The organism is Pseudarthrobacter sp. MDT1-40-2 (assembly GCF_059383595.1).
In genome coordinates, this window is record NZ_JBWZCL010000005.1 from 194,435 (window position 1) to 216,342 (window position 21,908).

The following is a 21,908-nucleotide window of genomic DNA, read 5'->3' on the forward strand; positions in this document are numbered from 1 at the left end:
TTGGCAGGGAATGCAACCTTCCGGCACAGCAACACCGCGCTGCTCTCGGTCAGCAGTATCGAGGCCCCCAGGATCGTGAGTTCTGCGGATTTCGACCAGAGGTTGGCTCCGACCCTGCGCCGCCTGAACTTCCCGCCCCGGCTGCTTGAACGCGTTGCCGGCGTCACGCACCGCCGCTGGTGGGCGGCCGGGACCTCCTTTGATGATGCTGCCACCGAAGTCGGTGCGAAAGCCCTGGCCGAGGCGGGCGTTGAAGCGGCCGACGTCGGCCTGTTGATCAACACCTCGGTGACGCGGCGCAACCTGGAACCCTCCGTCGCGGTAAAGATCCATCACGGACTGAACCTGCCGTCGTCGGCCATGAATTTTGACCTGGCCAACGCCTGCCTGGGCTTCGTGAACGGAATGACCCTGGCGGCCAGCATGATCGACTCGGGGCAGATCAAATACGCGGTGATCGTCAACGCCGAGGACGCCGAGGCCACGCAGGAAGCCACGCTCGCCCGCCTTCTGCGGCCCGAAACCACGCGGGAAGACTTCAACCGGGAGTTTGCCACGCTCACCCTGGGCTCCGGAGCTGCTGCCGCCGTCCTGGGTCCGGCGGACCAGCACCCCGGGGCGCACCGAATCGTGGGCGGTGTGATGCGTGCCGGCACCGAACACCACGAGTTGTGCGTGGGCGGCCTGGACGGCATGACCACGGACACGAAGGGCCTGCTCGACGGCGGCCTGCAGCTGGTGGTCGATGCCTGGACTGAAGCCGGGGCGGAGTGGGACTGGACCAGCATGGACCGCTACGTCACGCACCAGGTGAGCAATGCGTACACGCAGGCCATCATCGACGCCATCAGCCTGGACCCCGCCAGGGTGCCCATCACGTTCCCGTACTGGGGCAACGTGGGCCCGGCTTCCCTTCCCATGACCCTCGCCGCCGAGGCGCAATCCCTCGAAGCGGGGGACCGGGTCCTGTGTATGGGCGTCGGCTCCGGGCTGAACACCGCCATGATGGAGATCATTTGGTAACCGCCAACTGGCCCGGCGTGGACCCGGAATGGTCGCGCGAGATTGAGGTGCCGTCAACGTCCGACGCCGATGCATCCCGAGGCCAGACAGTGCGCCGCTGGCATCTGCTGGACAACGGCGCCCAGCTCGCCCGCCTGGGCCTCACTCCGGCCGGTACCCTGCTGTGCGTGCACGGCAACCCCACCTGGTCCTACCTGTGGCGGACGCTGCTGGCCGCCGGCTCGGATCCCGCCCATCCGTGGCGGGTGGTGGCGGTGGACCAGCTGGACATGGGCTACTCGGAACGCACCGGCACCCTCCGGCGCCTCGCTGACCGCATCAACGATCTGGGCGACCTCACAGAGGCCCTCGGTTTGACCGGGCCCGTGGTCACTGTCGGCCACGACTGGGGCGGCGCGATCAGCCTGGGCTGGGCGCTGGCGCACCGGCAGCACCTCGCCGGCGTCGTCCTGACCAACACCGCAGTCCACCAACCCACCGACGCCGCTATCCCGCCGGCCCTGCGGCTTGCCCTGCACCCGGCGGTTCACGGGTGGGGAACCACGACGTCGGACGCGTTCCTGCGGGTGACGCACTCACTGGCCCACCCGCCGCTGGCCGCGGACGTCCGCGAGGCCTACATGGCGCCCTACCGCGGAGCCTCCCGCCGGGCAGGGGTCGGAAACTTTGTGGCGGACATTCCCGTGGACGCCGGCCACCCCAGCTTTTCGAGGCTCACTGCAGTGGCGGAAGGGCTGCACGGGTTGACGGTTCCGGCGCTGATGCTTTGGGGCCCCCGGGACCCCATCTTTTCCGACCGGTACCTCAAGGACCTTCTCACCAGGCTTCCGCATGCCGATGTGCACCGCTTCGAAGGCGCCGGCCATCTCGTGGCGGAGGACCGGAACATTGCCGCGCCGATTTTCCAGTGGCTTGCCGGGAACGTTGGCGCGGGCGGTGCCGGCGACGGCGGATCCGCAGCCGGAGAAGGCGCACTATCCGGCGGCCGGGAGTTGGGCGGTACAGCCGAGCCGGAGCCGCCAGCCTTCCGGCCGCTGTGGGACTCGCTCGCTCAGCAGGCCGAAGGTCCGGCGGGAGCAGAAACCGCCGTCGCCGAGATGGCGCCGGACGGTACCGTGGCCCGCTCGCTCAGCTGGCAGCAGTTGGACCGGGACATCCTGGACCTCGCCGCGGGGCTGCTGGACGCCGGCGTCGGAACCGGCAGCCGGGTGAGCCTGATGGTTCCGCCCGGAGTGGACCTGACCGTAGCCCTCTACGCCTGCCTCCGGTTGGGCGCCGTGGTGGTGGTGGCCGACGCCGGACTGGGAACCAAAGGCCTTAGCCGCGCCGTGAAAGGCGCAACCCCGGATTTTCTCATCGGTATCGACAAGGCGCTCGCGGCCGCCTCGGTGCTCGGCTGGCCGGGACGGCGGATCAGCGTGCGGGACCTTCCGGCCGCCCGCCGTCGGGTGCTCGGCGTCGAACATTCCCTCGACGCCCTGGGGCGTTCCGGTGCCGGCCCCGATGCATCGCAGCCCGGGGAGAGCATCGGTCCGGATGCCCCGGCCGCCGTGCTCTTCACCTCCGGTTCCACCGGCCCCGCCAAGGGCGTGCTGTACACGCACCGGCAGCTGGCGGCGATGCGGGACACGGTGGCGGCCACCTTCGGAATCCGTTCCGGTGCCCGGCTGGTGGCGGGCTTCGCCCCGTTTGCCCTGCTGGGACCGGCGCTTGGGGCGGTGTCGGTGACGCCGGCCATGGACGTCACCGCGCCCCGCACCCTGACGGCCAGCGCACTGGCTGACGCCGCCGCGGCGATTGACGCCACGGTGGTTTTCGCCTCGCCGGCCGCGCTGCGCAATGTTCTTGCCACCCGGGACGGGCTGAGCGCCGCGGGGCAGGAAGCCTTGGGGCGTGTTGAGGTGCTGCTGTCTGCCGGTGCGCCCGTTCCCGAGCCGCTGCTGGCCGAGGTGCAGCGGTTGTTGCCCCAGGCCTCGCTGCATACCCCGTACGGGATGACCGAGGCGCTGCCGGTCACCAATATCAGCCTCGAGCAGATCCAGGCCGCCGACGCCGACGCTGCCGCGGGCACTGAGACTCCCGGCGCCGTGGCGGGAGCGGGCAACGGCGTGTGCGTGGGGTGGCCGGTGCACGGCGCCCGGGTGGCCGTCATCCCGCTGGCGGCCGACGGCACCGCACCCGGAACGGAACCGGTGACCGAGCCCGGCCTGACGGGCGAGATCCTGGTCAGCGCCCCGCACGTCAAGGAAGCGTATTCCAGGCTCTGGCTGACCCAACGGGAGAGCTCGAGCGTGCCCGGCTGGCACCGCACCGGCGACGTGGGGCACTTCGACGCCGCCGGCCGGCTCTGGCTGGAAGGACGCCTCGCGCATGTGGTCACGGCTCCCGGTGCTGTGGTGACGCCGGTCGGCGCCGAACAGGCCATCGAACGCCTGGACATCGTCGGGCTGGCCGCGATCACCGGCGTCGGACCGGCAGGCACCCAGGCCGTGGTCGCCGTCGTCGAAACCGTTCCTCCCGCCCGGAAGGCCGGTCCTGCCGAGCCGCAGCTTGCCGGACGTGTCCGAGCGGCGGCCCTCGATGCAGGGGTCCAGGTTTCTGCTGTGCTCGTTGTTCCCGCCCAGCCCATGGACATCCGGCACAACGCCAAGATCGACAGGACGCGGCTGGCCCGTTGGGCTGCGGGGGTACTGGCCGGCGGCAGGCCGGGTAAGCCATGAGGGTCCTCGTCACCGGTGCCAGCGGCCTGCTTGGGGGAGAGGTGGCCCGGCTGCTGGTGCGCCAGGGCCATGACGTCACCACCTTCCAGCGCCGTCCCTCAGGGGTCGACGGCGCCACGGACGTCCGCGGGTCCGTCACTGACGAAGATGCGCTGCGGGCAGCAGTCGACGGCGCCGAAGGAGTCATCCACCTCGCCGCGAAGGTTTCCTTCACGGGCCGCGCGGCCGAGTTCGACGAGGTAAATGTCGAAGGGACCCGCCGCCTGCTGCGTTGTGCCCGGGTGGCCGGGGTGCGGGACATGGTGTTTGTGTCCTCGCCGTCCGTGGCCAATTCCGGCGCCGCCATCGCCGGGCTCGGCGCGGAGCCGGCGGACCCGAAGCGCGCCCACGGCGATTATTCACGCACCAAGGCCGAGGCGGAGCTGTTGGCATTGACAACGGACGGTCCGGACTTCCGGGTTGCAGCGGTGCGTCCCCATATTGTGTGGGGCCCGGGAGATACCCAACTGGTGGAGCGGGTCCTGGCCCGCGCCGGACGCGGCCGCCTGCCGCTGCTTGACGCCGGTGCGGCCCTGATCGACACCACCTACGTGGACAATGCCGCTGCAGCCATCGTCGCTGCGCTGCACCGCATGGACCACGTACATGGCAAGGCCCTGGTGGTAAGCAACGGCGAGCCGCGGCCGGTGGGCGAGTTGCTGGCGGGCATCTGCGCTGCGGGATGCGTCCCCGCACCGACGTGGTCCGTGCCCGGTGCGGTCGCTCGGGCGGCGGGAGCAGTGGTGGAGAAACTGTGGATTCTGGCCGGGCGACGGGAGGAGCCGCCGATGACCCGCTTCCTTGCCGAGCAGCTCTCCACGGCCCACTGGTTCGATCAGCGCGAAACCCGGGAGCTCCTCGACTGGGCCCCGGCTGTTTCGATCGATGAGGGACTGGCGAGGCTGGGTGAGCACTACCGTTCTTAGACGGCAGTGCGGGTCTTTCCGGTCCTGACCGTTAGGTTCCCTCCATGTGCACCAGCGCCGGGCGGGGCAGCAGCTGAACCCGCTGTCCTACGTGGTGGTGCCGGTGATCGGCGCCAACATCTGCGCTACCTGCTCTCCCGGCTGGACAGCAACGCCATTACGCTGGGGGTGTCCTGGCTGGCTGGAAGCGCTGGTCCTGGCCCTGATCACCCGCGGCTTCAAGGCCTCGCCACCCGAGATGACGGCCGCGGCGAAGGCGACGGTCGAGGCAGCTGCCAGAACCCGTTTGTTTGTGGGTAGCCGTTAGGCCGAGGGAAGGAATTTTTGTGAGGATTGCGCTGGGGCAGCTGGAGTCGGGCGCCGACATTCAAGCCAACCTCACCGCGATTGACCGCTTCGCCGCCGAGGCAGCGCGCGGCGGCGTCGCGCTGGTCGCCTTTCCGGAGCACGCCCTCTACGAGAAGACGAAGGTGGATGCGACCTTCCTTGCGGTGGCCGTGCCGCTGGACGGACCCGTCTGCCGGGAGCCCGCCGCCATTATCCGCCGCCACCGCATCGCGCTGGTGACGGGCGTGGTGGAGACCCCGGACGAGCCGGGCAGGGCGTACAACACGCTGGTGGCTTACGGGCCCGACGGCGGCCGGCTGGCTTTTTACCGGAAGATCCACCTTTTTGACGCGCAGGGCTTTGGGGAGTCCAGGTTCATCAAGCCGGGCCCGTCCACGGACCCGGTGGTGTTCGAGTACGGGGGAGTGCGGTTCGGGCTGATGACCTGCTACGACCTGCGGTTCCCGGAGCTGGCCAGGTCACTGACCGACGCCGGAGCGCAGGTCCTGCTGGTCTGCTCCTCCTGGGTGCCGGGGGAGCACAAGACGGAACAGTGGCCGGCACTGAATGCGGCGCGGGCGATTGAGAACAGCGTGTACGTGGCAGGGATATGCCAGGCGCCGCCCGTGTCCGTGGGGCGGAGCGTGCTGGTGGACCCGATGGGGTAGTGGAAGCTGACCTCGGGCTGGGGGCCGGGGTGCGGACGGTGGACGTGCCACTGAAGACGGTGGACCGGGTGCGGGAGTCGTTCCCGATGTTGCGGCAGCGGCGGCTGTAGTCTAAGTGATCCTTGTGCGAAAACAAGACCTTTCAAATTCGTAAAGCAGCAGTCTACGTTTCAGATTTTGATATCGATGTTACAAACATCGAGAACGTACAGAACCGAAGCCGTCCGGTCGTTTTTTGGTGAACCGGAGTGTTGCCAAAATGGGTAGGGCGCAAGACGGATATTGTTAGCGATGCTTGAAGATTATTGAGAGAGGATGAGATGGTAACGCGCGGAGAGCTCGTGCATGAGAAGATCAGCTTGTCCCTACGGGGCCCTCGAGTGGCTCTTGTGTTTCGATCGACAAGCAACTGGCGAGAAACCGTCCGCCATATATTGTGTGGTATCACGCCCCTATGGGGCTCGGAGGGCTATGTCCTGATTCCACATGATGACGATGGAGAAATTTGTTCCGAAATATGGAGTGCGCTGCGGGACTTTGATCCCGATCACATCGTTGCTCCGCAGTATCCTCTCGCAGATCTTCTACGGTTATTTCCCGGTGCTATGTCCTTTGTTGACGAAAACAACGTGGAGCTATCCGGAGACAAGCTGCAGTCGATGATGAGCGACTTTGACGAATCCGGTCAAACTTTTGAAGATCCGACTTCAGCGCGTGTGGCCGACACGCTTGCGGACAAGCTAGCCGTGTTCCGACACTTAGTCACAGTTGATGAACCATTGGGGCTAGCAAGCCAAAGCTTTCTTGAGCTCGACATCGCGGCAACAGATTATTCGCAAGTTTTGGCCTTGGCCTCCGCTGAGAAGCGGATCTTGGTCGGCCAGGCACAGTGGAAGTCCGACTTGTCATTGGCCGTAGGCGCAATCAAGGGGATGATAGCGCCGGAGGCTTCGGATGGAGTGTTTAGGCCGGAGCCCAGCGTTAGTGAGCTCTTGGACCTAGTTTTAGGCAAGGCAGGCAGCAATAACTTTCTTGTTCCTGGGACGTCCGGCCCCATTGCTTCCGGCTGGAACGCTGAATCCCCGACTCTGGTCCGCATGAATCGGGGCTACTCCCGGTATAAAGGACCGATTGTCATAGGTGACACCGCTAACGACTTTTGCCTTTTCTACCTAAGCCAGAGAGTGTATGGCTTTGCCTTATGGTTTACACCGCAATTGCTCGAGCATTTGCAGGGAGAGCGATTAACGAAGTATTCCTTGTGGAGGCACCTCGGTGACATAGGCAGGGCAGGCGGCAAGACTAGCTGCACTTCAATTTCCTTATCCGCTGAACAACTCGAGGCCGCTGCTGGTGCGCTGCAGCGCAACCCCTTGGGTAACGTCCGAGTAGATATTAACGGAACGGCCCGGCCCCTGCGACCCGACTTTACGCTCGGTACGGGACCTCCAGCCAAGCGCGAAGGCAGCACAGACTTGTATGTGGACGAATGCATCAACGTCGAGCATGTTGTCCCGACCAGACTTATGGAGTCAGGACAAATTGTCGCCGAGCATCCACTGACGACCCCGTTGCCTCCCGACGTCCTGCAACTTTCGAATGCCCGCTGGATAGTGGATTCGGAAATTAACCGGCCCATTCCACCTGGGGTTGGCGTTAGCCCGGGATTGTTTACCATTTCTGGCAGAGCACAGATCTGGGATCTTCCTCGCCGCAGTCGGTCCGGCTTGTCATGGCAGGCGCAGACTATGGGTTTCGTAGTGGCAGGAGCACTCTTCCGGGACCGTGTCGTGAAGCCAATACTGAGGGTGCCGTCGCTGTTGGAATGGGCTGAAGCGCGAGTATCTTCTGCCAACCTCCAGGTGCAGCCTTCTGCTGCAGGGAGGACAGCCAACCTCATAGCGAGCCGGGCCGGGGGCAGGGATCATCTTCGTAAGCTGGCGACCGGACCAGGCCGTCCGCTACTCGAGTCTTATAGAACTGTGCGCCGAGATGTGACTTCTGCGAAGCAATTTCCGGAGCAAGATGGCGTTGTACTCAGTGGAGAACCTTACTTGATGTGGCCGGCGATGAAGAGGCTTGTTCTGGATGAGGCCGCTTTGGTGGGCCTAGTCGACAAATTGTGTGTTGCAGGCCTGATGAGGCGAGGCTTTGTACTCGATTGCAGCGATTGTCCACACGTTTCTTTCGTTCCATTGGCCGATGCGGGGACAACCTACAGTTGTCCTCGCTGTAGCGCCAGCAATATTTTTGAATCAGCAAGATGGCGTGGTTCACAGGATGGGCCCCCTTGGTTCTATGACCTTCATGCATCGATGCGAAGCCTATGGGACCAAAACGGTGACCTATGCCTTCGAACAGCTGCCAGACTTCAGACTGATGCGGGAACCTACATGGATCTTAGTGAAATTGAACTTATTCCTGCGGGGACGAGTCGACCCGAAGTTGAAATAGATTTGCTTGCGATAGTTGATGACCAGGTTGTCGTTGTGGAAGCCAAAACAAATGCGATGCTTGATTCGAATTCTTCCAATCGGCGGCGAGTGGCCCAAAAGAAGCTGTTGGCGGCTAAGAGATTTCGTGCTGATAAGTTGATTCTGTCGACGAACCTGAGCGCATGGAATCCTACTGATTTGGAGGTTATCAACACGCTCCGTGATGCTGATAAGTACTCAAGAAACCTAGAAATTCAGGTATATACTGATGTCTAGCAGGAATTCGTAGTTCGTTCGCTGCGGAAGTTTCTATTGCGGTAAAGTCCATCCGGAGCCGTCCGCCGAGGTTATCCTGATTGCCAAAAGTCTCTGTTATTCTACTAAGCTGCGCAAACCCAGGAGAGCAAAAAGTTTAAAACTTCATGAGGGAATTTTTTCTGAAATGAGGTCCTGAAAAACTACCCCAGTCATCCGTCCCGCGGGAGCCATGTCACTTGAATATAGACATAATAGTACGGCGGCAATCGAGCCCTAGACCTCGAGGTTCTGGAGTAGGAGTATGTCTACGTTAGGTTATGGCGACGGGTACGCTTATTCCATGAAAAGTCGTAAGGGCAAGCCCGACAAGAGCAACGCTGTTGAATTAAAGGATATAGAGGCGTTCCTATGCCATACGTCGGCGGAGCGGTTCGAGGTCCTGCGGACGCTTCGTCATGAGGCATCGCTCCTTTCAGGCGGCGGCCTTGGACCAATGGCTGGTCTCTAGTTCGCAGCCCTTACGGTCTCACTGCCATTGGTCGCATTGCTATCTGTCCAGGATGACAAGGGTCCGGCTGTGCCTCTCTCTGTGCTCATCGGCTCAGTTCTACTCATTACTGGGTTGTACCTAACAGGACAAGTAATGTCTGGGCAGCGCAAATATGCCCAATCAGCTACTCGCTAGCCTTTTACGAGGAGGCGCTAAGACGGGAGCTTGAAAACTCCAAGTCCGAGGAGTCGCGGCGGCCATGGCTAAAGCTTCGGCGCAAGGCCCCCGTCGTCCAAATTCTCAAGAAGCAGTAGTGCAGAGTCCTGAACCGACCGGAAGCATCAGTGTTAGCCCCTGGGTAAGTCAGCAGACAGCAAACTGGACCTTATGCTCGAGCGAACAGAATGCGAGTCACCCTCGTCCATGCTTGTTGCCGTTGGCCTTCGGGCTTGACAACACATAGCCGGGCTCAGTGAGTAACTTTTTCATCGGGGGAGGGGCAGTTGAGCAGCTGCCAGAGGGCCTATACGAACTGCTCAGCGCCAACATGCTCTGTGAGTTGCTAAACAACGATGCGGAGATTGCGCCGTACTTTGCAGAAGTGGTTAGGCCCAGCGGCTGCCCGCGCCCGAGGTCGAATCGGCGGAAAGCTTAGGGGTATCAACGATGCGGAGGCGCTTCTCATCAATCAACGCCGATCCCAACGGGTGCCGGTGGGTGCTATTGCTCAAGAAATGGGTCGGCCCTGCCACGATTTACCGATACCTCAGGTCACAGTAGGACAACTATGCATGAGCATTGTCGATGACTTGGAGTAGAAAGCACTGTTAGGCGAGCGCTGGGCGACTCGTGAGCACGGGTTAGCGGTTCCACCAAAGATTTCAGAAGCGTGCGGAGTCGTGATCCCCTGCACGGAGGCGTGACGTGCCAGTGTTGGTCGGGGTGGTCGCATTGAAAGTGATCTCTGAAACACCCACGCCGTCAAAGCGTTCTCACCGCGGGCCTGAAACGGGACTTCGACGGTAGGGTTCCCGCTAGTTTGCTGCTCCTGAGGCATATATGGCGCAGCCTGGTGTTAGCGGCCCTCTGCTGAATGTCAGCCGTCCCAGTCATCATGGATAGAGGCGAAGCGAAGTATTTTGCCGGGACGGATATAGTCAACTGGCACTTAGATAGGAATTAAATGGCGCAGAAAACAAGTCCGGTTTTGGGGCTCATCGAAACTCGCAACGAGAAGCCAGTCATCAGCAGCAAGACCGTCAACCGTCCGGTGCAGTACCTCGGCAGTAAGATGAGAATTCTGCCTCTGTTGCAGGAGGTTATCGGTCTCGCGGGACAAGACACAGGAGTGGTCTGGGACGCCTTCACTGGTTCCTCGGTTGTTGCTCAAGCTGTTGCTGGTGCGGGGAACCCTGTGTTTGCGTCCGACATGCTGACCAGCAGTGTTACGTTCGCGAAGGCTTCCCTGGGTATCGACAGATGCAGCGACGAACGTGAAGATGCACAGTTGCGTCTCATCCTCAGTCTGTCCCAACTCGATCACTTTCCCCTCGGCTGGCGGCCGTTTTTGGAACTGGAGGAACAGCACCTCAATTCCGGAAACGGCATTGCACTTCTTGAAGCCGACCGGTCGCTTCCCCAGCGGTGGCGGACTGGCCTGCTCGATGGCAGCGTACCGTCAGATCTGGCAGATTCGTTCACCGACGTAGAACGGGCAGCAGAGCATCGGATCGTGTCATGCACTGGTTTACTCTCAGCGACGTACGCCGGGACGTACTTTGGCCTCCGGCAATCGCTGAGACTGGAATCAATTCGCGCAGCAATCAACGAGCTTTCCCTCACGGAGCAAATTAGCCCATGGGTAACGCACGTTGCGCTGACTGCCCTTTGTACGGCTGCTTCCAAGGCGGTGTTCTCGGCAGGCAAACACTTCGCGCAGCCCCACCAGATACGGGCCGGAAAAGATCTCTCCTTCCACTCTCGCCGAGTGCTTGCGGATCGAGGCGTGGATGTAGATTCAGCTTTTGAATCTGCCTTCGCTAATGTCGTAGCAAGCTCACGCCCGAGCGGAGAGGGGCACCGGGCACTCGTTATGGCGACTGACGAAGCTACCGTAGATGGACTTCGCCAGCGTGACGTTCGGACTGTGTATGCGGACCCGCCCTACACAGCACAGCAGTACTCCCGCTTCTACCACCTTTTGGAAACTCTCATATCGGCGGTCCCACCCAAGCTTCAACTCGTGAACGGCGCTGTGACCGCAGGGCTTTACCCCGAAGCCCGATTCAAGTCTTCATTCTGCTCTAGAGTCCAGGCACCTGCTTCCTTCGCTCACTTAGTTAGCACGTCGGCTTCCGCCGGGGCACGCCTGGTTCTTAGCTACTCGGGCAATTCATCAGGGACCACCGGTAACGCCAGGACTGTAAGCATGGATTGGCTCGTTGAGCTTGTTCGTGAGTCGTACGGTGCGCCTAATGTCAGCGTGGAGCGAGTCAACGTTAAATATAAACAGTTCAACCATTCCTCGGCGGAGGTTGCTGGCCGCGACGACCCTGAGTACGTGATCGTAGGAGACGTCAATGCTTGCTAGATATTTGGGTAACAAACAATCCATAATGACCCCGCTTCTTCACACTATTTCTGAATACTGCCAACCCGGAGACCACGTGGTGGACATCTTCTCTGGCAGCTTAGCCGTCTCCATGGGGCTCAAGAGGGCCGGATATCGCGTCAGTGCCAACGACATCAACCTGTTCTCTTCTGTCATTGCTGAAGCGTATTTGCTGCCCTCTGAACCGCCTGTTGTTCATCTTTACGACGCGCTCCCAATGGCGTCGGTAGACGCTAGGTTGCAAGAGGCGAAGGCAATAACATCAGAGCTTGTCGGTAGAGAGGGGTACGCGTTTCTGCTAAACCCCGAATGGCGACTCAGGTATGAGGGTTTTGTAGCCCTCCAGCAACACTTGCAACACATCACGTACGAGGACCTTCCCCAGAGCTACAGGCGGCAGGATTTTTTCGATGCGTACTGCGAAGAGGGGAGTCGATCCTCGTTCATAAGTACGCGAGGAACAGTCGGCAAACGTCGGTTTTTTTCACCAGCGAATGCTCGCCGCATTGACCTTGTGGTTAACCAGCTCCGTTTGTGGAAACGATCGGAACTTGTGGACAACCACACCTACGCTCTGCTGCTCTCTACTCTGATCCGTGCGGTTGAGAAAGTGTCTAATACTCAAGGCACTTACCATGATTTTCCGAGGGATAAGTGGGATTCACGGGCACTGAATGAGCTGAGACTTGCCGCCCCGGCTCTTGACGATTTAGTGGTTGGTGTCGGAGGGCACGCCGCCGGGAAGGAGCAAGACTCCTTGGAATACATCAAGTCGGTAGGGAATCATTCCCTCCTGTATTTGGATCCCCCCTATAACTTCCGCCAGTACACCGCCTATTACTTCTTGCCGAACGTCATATGCCGGTACGCCGACATCGATGATCTGGACGAATACTTCGACAACTTGGCGTATGTGCGTGGACAAAATCCTGATGACGACTTCACTTCGAGTTTCTGCAAACCATCCAAGTTCATAGACGATCTCCGCACGATGATTAGCCGCGCGCGCTGCGAGACCGTCATGATCAGCTACTTCAATGGCGCTAACCACTGGAGCAAATTCGACTCCGGGCCGAACGATATCGGTCAGACGTTGCTTGAACAACTGCTGAGCGAAGACATATTCGAGCCGTCGAGCTTGGCAGTGAAGAGCGTTCCGAGATTGAACTATGCCAGTTACGGCGGGTTCAAGGCGAGATCCGTAAACGAGTTGATCTTAACAGCCAAACTTAGGAGGACCGAGCCTCATGAATCCACGCAACGCGCTAATGAATGGTTTCACTCTGTGGCTTGAGGAAGTGGCATCCGGTGCGCGCGTTTCTCAACTCTCGCCTTTAGATTCGTTCGCCACGTCGGCAAGGAACTGCGGGCGGACAGCACCCTGGTTGCGCCAGATCGCGGGTAGCGAGCCCCTGAGCGTTTCCGATCGGAGGCAAGCCGTGACGGACTTGCAAGGCATGGAACTGGTAAAGCGCATCGGCGAAGATGTTCGACTAACACAACTGGGTGAACTGGTGTTGCAGGGGTGGTTAGACCTCGGAGTGGCAAGCGACGACGCGGAGGCATATCCGAGTCACGAGGTGATTCGATCCGGAGTCTTAATCACCGCTGCGCTTTCAACCCACGTGACGCGATACGTGTCGCAGTACGGCTTCTGGTGCGACTTGGTGGAGCTGAAACCCGCCGAATACTGGTTCTCTGGACAAGTTTGGGACATGTACCTTCCGTCTTACCTGAACGGCGCGGACGAGCGGGGGTACAACCCTTACGTCGTACTTCGTGCATTGGGAAACGGTTTGGGTACCTTGGAACAATGGCAAGGGTGGGCTGCGGAATCTGATTCTCCGGTACTCCTGGACAAATTCATCAAGCGAGTGTCAGGTAACCGACCAGGAGGACGCAAAAATTTCATGAAGGCGATGGAAGCCTACAGAATCAGCAGACAGAAACCGACCAGGTTTGCATCGACACTTTCAGCATGGGGGATTTAAGTGACAGTAGAGTTGTCTGGAAACGGCGTCAAATTGGCCGCCGCAGTGGGCTACCAGCCGCCTGCGGACTATCGTTGGACACAAGACGTAGCGGGCGTCGCCTTGGACGTCAAAGACGTACAAAAAATCGTCGCCAGTGTCCATGAGCGGGTCGAAAAAGTGAAGCTCGTATTTCCGGATGCGGATCTTCTCGTAAAGAGATCGGTAATTGGGTTATTGGCTGGCCATCTCGTGTTGCAGGGCCCCCCTGGCACTGGGAAAACCACCTTCGCTCGCATTTTGGCGGAGGCCTTTCGAGCGCAGCTAGAGATCACTACTGCCACTGCCGAGTGGAGCACTTATGACGTTCTGGGTGGTCTGAGGCCCACGGAGACGTCCGCCCTCATGCCCACCCTTGGTGCTGTCAGCTCCACGGTCTTGCGGTGTGCAGAATACGTGAGAGACACCGCGCAAACTTCAGGGGACGACGGATCAAGTGACCAACCGACGCAGGCGCTTTGGCTGTTGATCGACGAAATTAATCGTGCAGATATCGATAAAGCGGTGGGGCCTCTTTATACAGTCCTGTCCTCTACGTCTCCCTCGCATCTGCAAACGACGCCCCTGGAACTGTGGTTTGAGCTTGGCCACGGGAACAAGATTTGGGTGCCTGCCCGCTACCGTATTCTGGCCACTATGAACGATGTTGACACTTCCTTTGTGAACACTATAAGCCAAGGGTTGACTAGACGTTTTCAGTTCGTGTACGTCGGGGTGCCCCTTCGTGGCGAGGACATAAGCCTTGAAAATCAGTCCTGTCGTGAACAGAGTGAGGGTTGGGTGAAGGCTCAGTTCGAGGATCTTCAGGAGGTCCTAGCGAATTCCATCGCCGCACGAGAGCCGCAACTCCAGGCCGCCAGCTCCGCCATCGAATCCTTGATCCATTTTGTAAGAGACCCCCTGGGCGACGTTCGTTGGCCACTGGGCACGGCGCAAGTCACAGATGTATGGAGATCGCTGCTACTGGCGCTCTTGGTTGAGGGAAACGAATCCTCCAGAACTGCAAGCGTCATGTTGGATGAAGCACTGGCGGACAGAGTGATACCTCAGGCGGGGACTCTTGACGACGAGCAACTGGCTTCACTTGGAAGTTGGCTAAAGGACAATAACTTCGGCACAAGTTCCAGCGCAGTAAGCCACCTGCGTGATACCCGTTCGACCATATGACAGAGGGTGAGGCGGCATCGGGGGCGGAAGATGCTAATCTCCTTTCCGGTCATAGCGACCACGATGCTTCTCAGCTCAAAGCCAAAGCCGAAGGAGGGAAGCTTTCTGCGGAGGGGCGACATGCTGCCATAGCAGCCGCACTACCGCTCGTCGGGGTCTACTTTTCCGCAGGGGAAGTATCCGGCCTCGAAGACCGTAGCGCGGTGACCCGCTCTGAGGAACTCGGCACCGAGACAAGCATCTTGTTGGCAGCGCTCCGCCTCCGAACCGCTATTGCTGCCAGTCGAAAGCTGACGCTTCTGCTGGACAGGATTAGCCGGCGACCCAACTTTCGTTACTCCACAGTGAAGTCTGAGAGTGTGGGGCGAATCGCTGGACGGTTGGACGTCCTTAGATACAGCCGTCAGGTCTCCCGCATATCTAGTCCGCCAACATACCCCGTCATCGACATCAACCGAGGTCTCGAAACCCCGGAGAACACTCTGGCTTATGCGGCGGGCCTCCTGATACTGCGTGAGTTGACGTCGTCGGAACTGCTTGACATCTTCCCTAAGGGAGGTCCCGAGCATCGCGAGGCTAGAGGTGCAGCAAGTCTGCTGAGGCGCAACCTACGCACGCCGACATTCGCCGCCTGCAAGATCGCTGCCCAAGAAACGCTTCGGTTCAATGCCCTATCCCGCCTCAACGCGCTAGTTCGAAGGCGGGTAGCAGCAGGACACGTCGGTAACCCAGGCCCCTACAAGGACTTAACTGTGTGGGTGGGGGAGATTCTGAGTGGCCAGCCCGTCGCGGAGGTCGGTGACATCGACTGGTCGTTCTACGGGGATGCTTTCGATACCACGCTATTTGAACTTTGGAGCTTGAGTTTCCTAGCATCAGCGGTCGCCGAGCGGCTCACACTGCATCCTCCCGCAGTGCGACAGGGTTGGAGAGCAGGCGGGGCTACTTACTCTTGGCGGCGCCCAGCAGGATTGTTGGAATTGAGATTCCAGCAGTCTCTTCAACTAATAACCAACGGAGTCCACAGACCACGCTGGACACGTCCAAAATTAAAGGGCGAGGGCAGAATTGCGCTTGGCGGCATTCCCGACATCACGGCCAGGTCCGTGCTCGCAGACGGTACTGAGCAATTGTTGATCATAGATCCAAAGCTCAGGCAACGAATTGGAGCGCCCACAGAAGAGCTGTACAAATTGCTGGGCTACTTTGATAATTACGGGCTGAGCAGGAACCCGCGAGGTGTGATTCTCAATTACACTACTTTAACGTCCGCGCAACCTGTCTATCACTACGGTTTAGGTGATGAGGATGGTGCACTCATGGCTGTAGCACTCAATCCGGCGGCTACGGACGCAAGCAACCTGGCGCTCCGCCCGGTTGTAGATCTCCTGCTGGGGCTGCTCGGTATCACTGACCCGCCGTGTGAAACGTCAAGCGAGATGGAAAGTACTACGGACGCCGAAGAACAGGTCATACGAGCGCGTATTAGCGAGCTGAAGCAATTTTCAGCAGTTTTGGGTATGAGCCTCAAGTCTTCAAGAGACCGCATGGAGATGATCCTAGGTGATTCATACTGGGAGGCGCTGAGCGAGGATATACAAGTCATGTTAGCGACGTCGGAACACGTAGGGTTCACTATGGCGTCGGACGGTGACTTCTCAGCGGCTGTTGTTGGTCTCTGCGCTGGGCTAGAGGCACTTCTTCACGATGCGATTGTTGTTCCCGTAAAAACCACAACAACAGGGCTGCGGGACAACTACACGTTTGGCCAGGTTGTTAGCGCACTGGAGGTGGGGTTGCAGGGAAAGGGTGATGCTTTCGCTCAAGCTCTAAATAGACGAATTGAAGAGTTGGGGTTGGACGCCAGTGCTTGGGCTGCTTTAATCGACCCTTTGCGACGGGTGAACATGGAGTACCGCAATCCGGCAGCCCACAAAAGCTCTTTGAGTAAGGCAGTGTGGCGCTCCGCTTGGCGGGACATGCTGGGCGAGGGGCAACTATACAAAAAACTTGCTGACGCTTTGGTGCTTCTTCAGACCAAATAGGACTAAGCCAGGATCACGGGGGAGGGTTGCTCCTATCCCGCTGGAAAGAGCAGTCAGCGCGCTACTGCCAGCTCACCTCATAGGCTGGCGCTGGATTGGCACCTGTTTCTTCTAATGTTCCGGTCCGCGCGGATTCCTTCTCGCGATCAGCCATCTTTAGGCCTCTCAAAAGGTGGCCCCGGTGATGCCCGGGGCTTGGGGTCGAAGACCGGGTCCAGGCCCAGCTTCTGTGCCGCTCGAAGTCCGCGAGCGCTTTCAGGGCGGACTTATGCTGGATAAGGATGCCGATGATGTTCAGCCAGGCCATGAGGCCACGCCAATGTCGCCTATGGCCCAGGCGTCGTCGGCGGTGTTGACGCAGCCGTGGGCGACGGCGGTGAGGATCGCCACCTGCAGGGCCATGGTGGTCACGCGGCCCACGCTGGCGCCGATTCCGGGGATCAGCTTCTTGGACGAGGTGCCCACCAGGAAGCGCAGGTTGGTTTCGGCCATGTAGTAGTAGGCGATGACCGTGGTCAGGCAGAAGAAGATCAGCGTGATTGCGATGAATGAGGCGCCGAAGCCGGGGAAGACGGAGTCGAACCCGGTCTGCACGTACTGCGGGCCCACGACGGCCGTGGCCGAGAGCAGGCCGCCCTCCACCAGGATTCCGCCGTCCTCGGTACCTCCGGAGAAGACGCGGTAGGCGCCGGGGTGGAGAGGATCAGGAACCCGGTGGCCGAGCACAAACAGCAGCAAAGCTCTGGACTCCGTCCGCTCTTCGTACGCTGGGTCTCATGGTTTCCCGTATCAGCGAACTGGTTCTCAATTGCGCCGACCCTGAGCTGCTCGCCCGGTTTTGGTGCGGCGTCCTCGGCTATGTTGAGCTCGACCGGGAGGACGGTGCGATTGAGATCGGCCCGCCCGGTACCGGGTTCGGCGGCCTGCAGCCAACCAACCTGAGCCCCAGCACCAACCCTCGGAGCGGACGGCTTCCCCTGCACATCGACGTTAACCCCGTGGACCGGGACCAGGACGCCGAGCTGGAACGCTTGCTTGCCCTGGGAGCCAGTCCGGCGGACGTCGGGCAAACCGGCAACGAGCAGTGGCACGTCCTTGCCGATCCCGAAGGCAACGAGTTCTGCCTCCTGCGCAAGCGGCTCGGGCACTGATCCGAGGAGGTGCCGACACCCGTCCGCGGGCTTCCGGGAAGAGCCGGATGCCTCTACCTTGGCGGAAAAGAGCTGCCCACCCCGCATGGTCAGCTGGTAGCGAAGGGCGCTGAGCCTTGCGAGAGGCAGCCCGACCTTGGGACCACCTAATGAGGGGAGCGGCTCAGTCGAAAAGCCGTCCGCCTAGGCATCTAGCGATTACTGAAAATGGTCGACTGTGCTGGCGCCTTTGGTTGCCACTGTTCTCGACTGATCGTGTTCGGCACTGAGGAATCTGCCGGCTCTCCCGGTAGTCTCATTCCAATGGCACAAAGCCTAGGGAGGCACTTTTGGTTCGGGCGGAGAACGGGACGCTGGCTGGCGTTCTAGAAGGCAAAAAGCAGTACCAAATTCCTTTGTACCAACGTGTGTACTCGTGGGGGAAAAAGCAACTCGACCAGTTGTGGTCGGATGTCGTGGAGTTGGAGCGGTCCCTTGGTGATGACCCGAAGGCCTCGCATTTCATTGGCTCACTTGTTTTGGCCACCAGCCCTGACTTCGGTGCCATCGGAATAAACAAGTTTCTGGTCGTGGACGGCCAGCAGCGACTGACCACACTGACACTTCTACTGGCAGCTCTCCGGGACCACTTGCATGAAACGGGGGAACCTGATCGGGCCAGCGGTATCGATGCTCAGTACCTAATCAACATCTACGACAATGGTAAACCGCTCAAGATCATGCCGACCCAGGCAGATCGCCCCGCTTACATGGCGGTGCTTAATCGTGCCGCGCATGCCGGCGGCGAAGACACCATCGGAGCAGCGTATCGATTCTTCCGGGCGAAGATCGCAGCTTCCGGCGACCCTGATGACCCACACGATTTGGAGCTTCTCGAGGCCGCCGTCGTACGCGGACTGGCGCTCGTCGTCGTTACGGCCGAACCTTCGGACAATGCTCACCGCATTTTTGAGTCACTGAACAACACTGGCCTTCGCCTGACACAAAGCGATCTACTCAAGAACTATTTGTTCATGCGGCTCGGGGAGCGAGCTGAGACTGTCTATAACAACATCTGGCTTCCGCTGGAGCAGAAACTCAATTCGGAGAATCTTGAGTTGTTGTTCTGGCTGGACCTTGCGCAGCGCGATGAACGAGCGAAGCAGTCCGACACTTACGTCGGACAGCAGCGCCGGCTGGAAAGGCTCAAAACGGTCGACGAGGTCGAGGCTGAAGTGATTCGTATCGCCAGACTAGGCGACGTACTCGCGACGATTCTAAAGCCTACGGAGGAGAAGCATTCCGAGATAAGCCACCGTCTTCGCAGAATCAGGGACTGGGGCTCGACGACCGCATATCCAGTGGTGATGCAAATCCTCGCCCGACGTGCTGCCGGCACCGCTGCTGACGACGAGGCCGTGCGCGCCCTGAAATATTTGGAGTCCTACTTCGTACGGCGGATGGTGATCGGGCGTGCCACCGCCAACCTGAACAGGACGCTGCTTCAAGCCGTAGGTGCCATTAGTGATGGGGCGCGAATCGACGTCGCACTTCGGGATTACTTGTCGCGTGGACGTAAATACTTCGCTACTGACCAGCAGGTCCGCGAGGCCGCTCAGACGGTTGCCTTTTACTGGCAGGGCCGTGGAACGCAGAAAAAGCTCATCCTTCAGTGGCTTGAAGAGGCCTACCGTCCGAAGGAAATTATCGGCCTGGACCCAAAGCACCTGACCATAGAGCATGTCCTGCCTCAAACGATGAATGAGCCGGTACGTGATGCGTTCGCAGAGGGTTTCAGCCCCGACGCTGATATCGACTACGAACATGAGCGCGTTGTGCACACCCTCGGAAATCTCACGCTTAGCGGATACAACAGCGAGCTTAGCAACAAGCCCTTCGCCGAGAAGCGCGAGCTGCTAGCAAAGAGCGGTGTATCGATGAATTACGCGATTGCGGCCCATGCCGCCTGGGGCGCGGCCGAGATCAATGCCCGCAGCACTGAACTGGCAGAGAAGATCATTGAGTTGTGGCCGGGTCCTGACGAAAGCCTCACAGCTGCAGGTGACGAGCCGTCCGCACTCCGAAGCCAAGTTGCTGCCATCCTCGCTGAAATCCCCTCGGGGCGCTGGACATCATACGGGGACGTCGCCATCGTGGCAGGCACATGGGCCCAGCCATTGGCTGCCATGATAGCTAAGTACCCGTTGGCGAATGCGTGGCGGGTCTTGCAGAGCGGCGGCACGATCTCGCCTGGTTTCCGCTGGATCGAACCGGGCCGCAATGATGACCTGCAGGCAGTTCTTGAGGAGGAAGGGCTTAGGTTCGGTGTGGATGGGCGCGCGGACCCCGAGCAGTTCATCGGTGCCGAAGAACTAGCAGAGGCCGCTGGCCTCGACGTCGATGATGAGGCTATAGCTGCCCGCCGTAACAACGTCCGGCTCCAAGCCAATGCGGGCCGTAAGGTGTCACTGAAGGACGCCCAGCTTGTCTTCTTCCAACGGGTACAAGCTTACGGCTTAGCCAATGCAACGAGCATTCGGGCGTGGCGCAACCCGGCCGCCCGGTATTGGTATGACGTCAGTATTGGAGATCCTCGGGGAAATATCTCACTGCAGGCCACCACCCAGAAGAAACTCGTTACCGCACTCTTCTGGATTACCGATGACAAGAACCTTTTTTCGAAAATGCTGGCTCAGCGCGAGGCCATTGAAGCCGATCTCGGCTTTGGCTTGGAATGGGAGGCTATGCCCAACAACAAAGCATCCAAGCTCGTAATTAGCCGGGCAGGTAATTTCTTGGATGAGGCCGAGGCGCAGGATCTGGTCGAGTGGCTCGTGAGCATGGGTGATGCGTTCGCACGGGTTTTGCCGAAGTATCTTTGACGTTGCCAGCACGTAGGCTGGCGTACGCTCTCAGCGGCTGGTCGCCGCTCACCCAATAGGCTGGGTGAATAGCTTCTGCTCCCGCTCGGAGTCCTTGAGCGCCTTGAACGCGGGCATCTGAGGGATCAGGATGCCGATGATGTTCAGCCAGGCCATGAAGCCCACGCCAGTGACACCCATCGCCCAGGCGTCCGTGGCCGTGTTCACGCAGCCGTAGGCGACGGCGATTAAGGATTGCCACCTGGAGGCACAGCCGCAGCGCTTCGAGGTACTCCCGCCGCAGCCCGGCTATACGCCGCGCAGGAAAGCCAGGCCTCTGGCAGCCAACTCGTCCTGGCTCGGGGCCAGCGGCCGCCAGATTGAGGCCGCAACGGCAATCGCGGCATTATCCGCAGTGAAACTTTCGATGTTCAACGGGCCGCTGTAACCCACCTCGTCCAGGGCCTGCAGGAAGCCCTCCCAGTCGGTCTGGTCCCCGCCCGGGGCGCCGCGGTCGTTCCCGGAAACCTGCACGTGAACCACGTGTTCGCCGGCCGCCCGGACCGCGGCGGCCAGCGAACGCTCCTCAATGTGAAGGTGGTAGCTGTCCAGAGCCAGCCCGACGCCGTTGCCCAGCAACGGCTCCAGCGCCTCCAGAGCCTGCTCTACCGTGTTAATCAGGGACGTCTCGTACCGGTTCAGCGGTTCGATGCCCAGGACCACACCCGCTTCCTGGGCCCGGGCCGCCACCGGCTGCAGATTCTGGCGCAGCTCGGCGTAGGCCTCCCACCGTTGCTCGGCCGACATCCGCCAGACCCGGCCGGTCTGGGCGTAGAAAGGACCGCAAACAGTGGGCGAACCGATGCTGCCGGCCATGGTGACGCAGGCCATAAGGTAGGCCTGCGTCCTTTCCACGGCGGCCGGGGCCGCGGCCACGAGGTCCCGGCCCGGTGCCATGGCACCGACAAGAAACGGGGTAAGCCCCGTGGACTCCAGAGAATCGCGCACCGCGGCGGGCGTGAAGTCGCCAACGTTTTCCAGCGGCAGTTCGACGGCGTCAAACCCCAGCGCGGCGATCCTCTCCAGTTGTCCGCCCAGGTTGGCGTCGGTCAACGGAGAGTCCCAGACCCACGTGCTGATCCCGATGAGACGCTTCACGCTGCTCCCTTCAATGCCGC

17 protein-coding genes are annotated in these 21,908 nt (G+C 60.4%); 13 read left to right on the top strand and 4 right to left on the bottom strand.

The genetic code is table 11. From position 1 onward, the window contains the following. The 6 genes from AC50X5_RS14900 to AC50X5_RS14925 all read left to right on the top strand — a co-directional run bounded on the left by AC50X5_RS14900 (position 1) and on the right by AC50X5_RS14925 (position 8,414). The gene (locus AC50X5_RS14900) at positions 1–1,023 is read left to right on the top strand and encodes a 3-oxoacyl-ACP synthase III (protein WP_494976849.1); all 1,023 of its coding nucleotides are present in this window, start codon (positions 1–3) and stop codon (positions 1,021–1,023) included. Then, positions 1,017–3,743 (top strand): alpha/beta fold hydrolase, encoded by a 2,727-nt coding sequence (locus tag AC50X5_RS14905; RefSeq protein WP_494976850.1) that lies wholly within the window; start codon positions 1,017–1,019, stop codon positions 3,741–3,743. Before AC50X5_RS14900 ends, AC50X5_RS14905 begins: the two co-directional genes overlap by 7 nt. Beyond that, a complete protein-coding gene (locus AC50X5_RS14910; RefSeq protein WP_494976851.1) occupies positions 3,740–4,708 on the top strand; it encodes an NAD-dependent epimerase/dehydratase family protein in 969 nt (322 codons plus the stop codon). The genes AC50X5_RS14905 and AC50X5_RS14910 overlap by 4 nt, the downstream gene beginning before the upstream one ends. A 46-nt stretch (positions 4,709–4,754) precedes the next feature. After that, entirely contained in the window at positions 4,755–5,015 is a 261-nt protein-coding gene (locus tag AC50X5_RS14915) for a hypothetical protein (RefSeq protein WP_494976852.1), read from the top strand. Between the two features lie 19 nt (positions 5,016–5,034). Continuing rightward, positions 5,035–5,703, top strand: a complete 669-nt coding sequence (locus AC50X5_RS14920; RefSeq protein WP_494976853.1) for a nitrilase-related carbon-nitrogen hydrolase — start codon at positions 5,035–5,037, stop codon at positions 5,701–5,703. A gap of 605 nt (positions 5,704–6,308) precedes the next feature. Next, positions 6,309–8,414, top strand: a complete 2,106-nt coding sequence (locus AC50X5_RS14925; protein ID WP_494976854.1) for a hypothetical protein — start codon at positions 6,309–6,311, stop codon at positions 8,412–8,414. A 1,077-nt stretch (positions 8,415–9,491) separates the two neighbouring features. Here the strand turns inward: AC50X5_RS14925 and AC50X5_RS14930 are convergent. After that, positions 9,492–9,617: a hypothetical protein gene (locus AC50X5_RS14930; RefSeq protein ID WP_494976855.1), complete on the bottom strand. Its 126-nt coding sequence runs from the start codon at positions 9,615–9,617 to the stop codon at positions 9,492–9,494. A 452-nt stretch (positions 9,618–10,069) separates the two neighbouring features. Between AC50X5_RS14930 and AC50X5_RS14935 the strand changes: the two genes are divergently transcribed. From AC50X5_RS14935 to AC50X5_RS14955, 5 genes are all read left to right on the top strand, one after another. Beyond that, positions 10,070–11,476 (top strand): DNA adenine methylase, encoded by a 1,407-nt coding sequence (locus tag AC50X5_RS14935; RefSeq protein ID WP_494976856.1) that lies wholly within the window; start codon positions 10,070–10,072, stop codon positions 11,474–11,476. After that, complete coding sequence (locus AC50X5_RS14940) at positions 11,466–12,791, top strand: DNA adenine methylase (protein ID WP_494976857.1); 1,326 nt, start codon at positions 11,466–11,468, stop codon at positions 12,789–12,791. Before AC50X5_RS14935 ends, AC50X5_RS14940 begins: the two co-directional genes overlap by 11 nt. Then, on the top strand, positions 12,745–13,488 hold the full coding sequence (locus AC50X5_RS14945; protein ID WP_494976858.1) for a hypothetical protein: 744 nt from the start codon (positions 12,745–12,747) through the stop codon (positions 13,486–13,488). Before AC50X5_RS14940 ends, AC50X5_RS14945 begins: the two co-directional genes overlap by 47 nt. Beyond that, positions 13,489–14,694 (top strand): AAA family ATPase, encoded by a 1,206-nt coding sequence (locus AC50X5_RS14950; RefSeq protein WP_494976859.1) that lies wholly within the window; start codon positions 13,489–13,491, stop codon positions 14,692–14,694. A gap of 758 nt (positions 14,695–15,452) precedes the next feature. Then, a complete protein-coding gene (locus AC50X5_RS14955; protein WP_494976860.1) occupies positions 15,453–16,739 on the top strand; it encodes a hypothetical protein in 1,287 nt (428 codons plus the stop codon). A gap of 294 nt (positions 16,740–17,033) precedes the next feature. Here AC50X5_RS14955 and AC50X5_RS14960 read toward each other — a convergent pair whose 3' ends face one another. Next, positions 17,034–17,477, bottom strand: coding sequence for an alanine:cation symporter family protein (locus AC50X5_RS14960; protein ID WP_494976861.1), 444 nt, complete (start codon positions 17,475–17,477; stop codon positions 17,034–17,036). Between the two features lie 38 nt (positions 17,478–17,515). Between AC50X5_RS14960 and AC50X5_RS14965 the strand changes: the two genes are divergently transcribed. Further along, a complete protein-coding gene (locus AC50X5_RS14965; protein ID WP_494976862.1) occupies positions 17,516–17,890 on the top strand; it encodes a VOC family protein in 375 nt (124 codons plus the stop codon). Positions 17,891–18,219: 329 nt separating this feature from the next. Next, positions 18,220–20,751, top strand: coding sequence for a DUF4268 domain-containing protein (locus AC50X5_RS14970; RefSeq protein ID WP_494976863.1), 2,532 nt, complete (start codon positions 18,220–18,222; stop codon positions 20,749–20,751). A 48-nt stretch (positions 20,752–20,799) separates the two neighbouring features. Here the strand turns inward: AC50X5_RS14970 and AC50X5_RS14975 are convergent, their stop codons facing one another. Together AC50X5_RS14975 and AC50X5_RS14980 are read right to left on the bottom strand one after the other, a co-directional pair. Further along, positions 20,800–20,958: a hypothetical protein gene (locus tag AC50X5_RS14975; RefSeq protein WP_494976864.1), complete on the bottom strand. Its 159-nt coding sequence runs from the start codon at positions 20,956–20,958 to the stop codon at positions 20,800–20,802. 81 nt (positions 20,959–21,039) lie between these two features. After that, entirely contained in the window at positions 21,040–21,888 is an 849-nt protein-coding gene (locus tag AC50X5_RS14980; RefSeq protein ID WP_494976865.1) for a sugar phosphate isomerase/epimerase family protein, read from the bottom strand. Between the last annotated feature and the right edge of the window lie 20 nt (positions 21,889–21,908).

What these genes read in the sequence shown, in the direction of transcription:
- AC50X5_RS14910 (WP_494976851.1), top strand. Translation starts at nt 3,740, where the DNA reads ATGAGGGTCCTCGTCACCGGTGCCAGCGGCCTGCTTGGGGGAGAGGTG.
- AC50X5_RS14925 (WP_494976854.1), top strand. Translation starts at nt 6,309, where the DNA reads ATGTCCTTTGTTGACGAAAACAACGTGGAGCTATCCGGAGACAAGCTG.
- AC50X5_RS14935 (WP_494976856.1), top strand. Translation starts at nt 10,070, where the DNA reads ATGGCGCAGAAAACAAGTCCGGTTTTGGGGCTCATCGAAACTCGCAAC.
- AC50X5_RS14940 (WP_494976857.1), top strand. Translation starts at nt 11,466, where the DNA reads ATGCTTGCTAGATATTTGGGTAACAAACAATCCATAATGACCCCGCTT.
- AC50X5_RS14945 (WP_494976858.1), top strand. Translation starts at nt 12,745, where the DNA reads ATGAATCCACGCAACGCGCTAATGAATGGTTTCACTCTGTGGCTTGAG.
- AC50X5_RS14965 (WP_494976862.1), top strand. Translation starts at nt 17,516, where the DNA reads ATGGTTTCCCGTATCAGCGAACTGGTTCTCAATTGCGCCGACCCTGAG.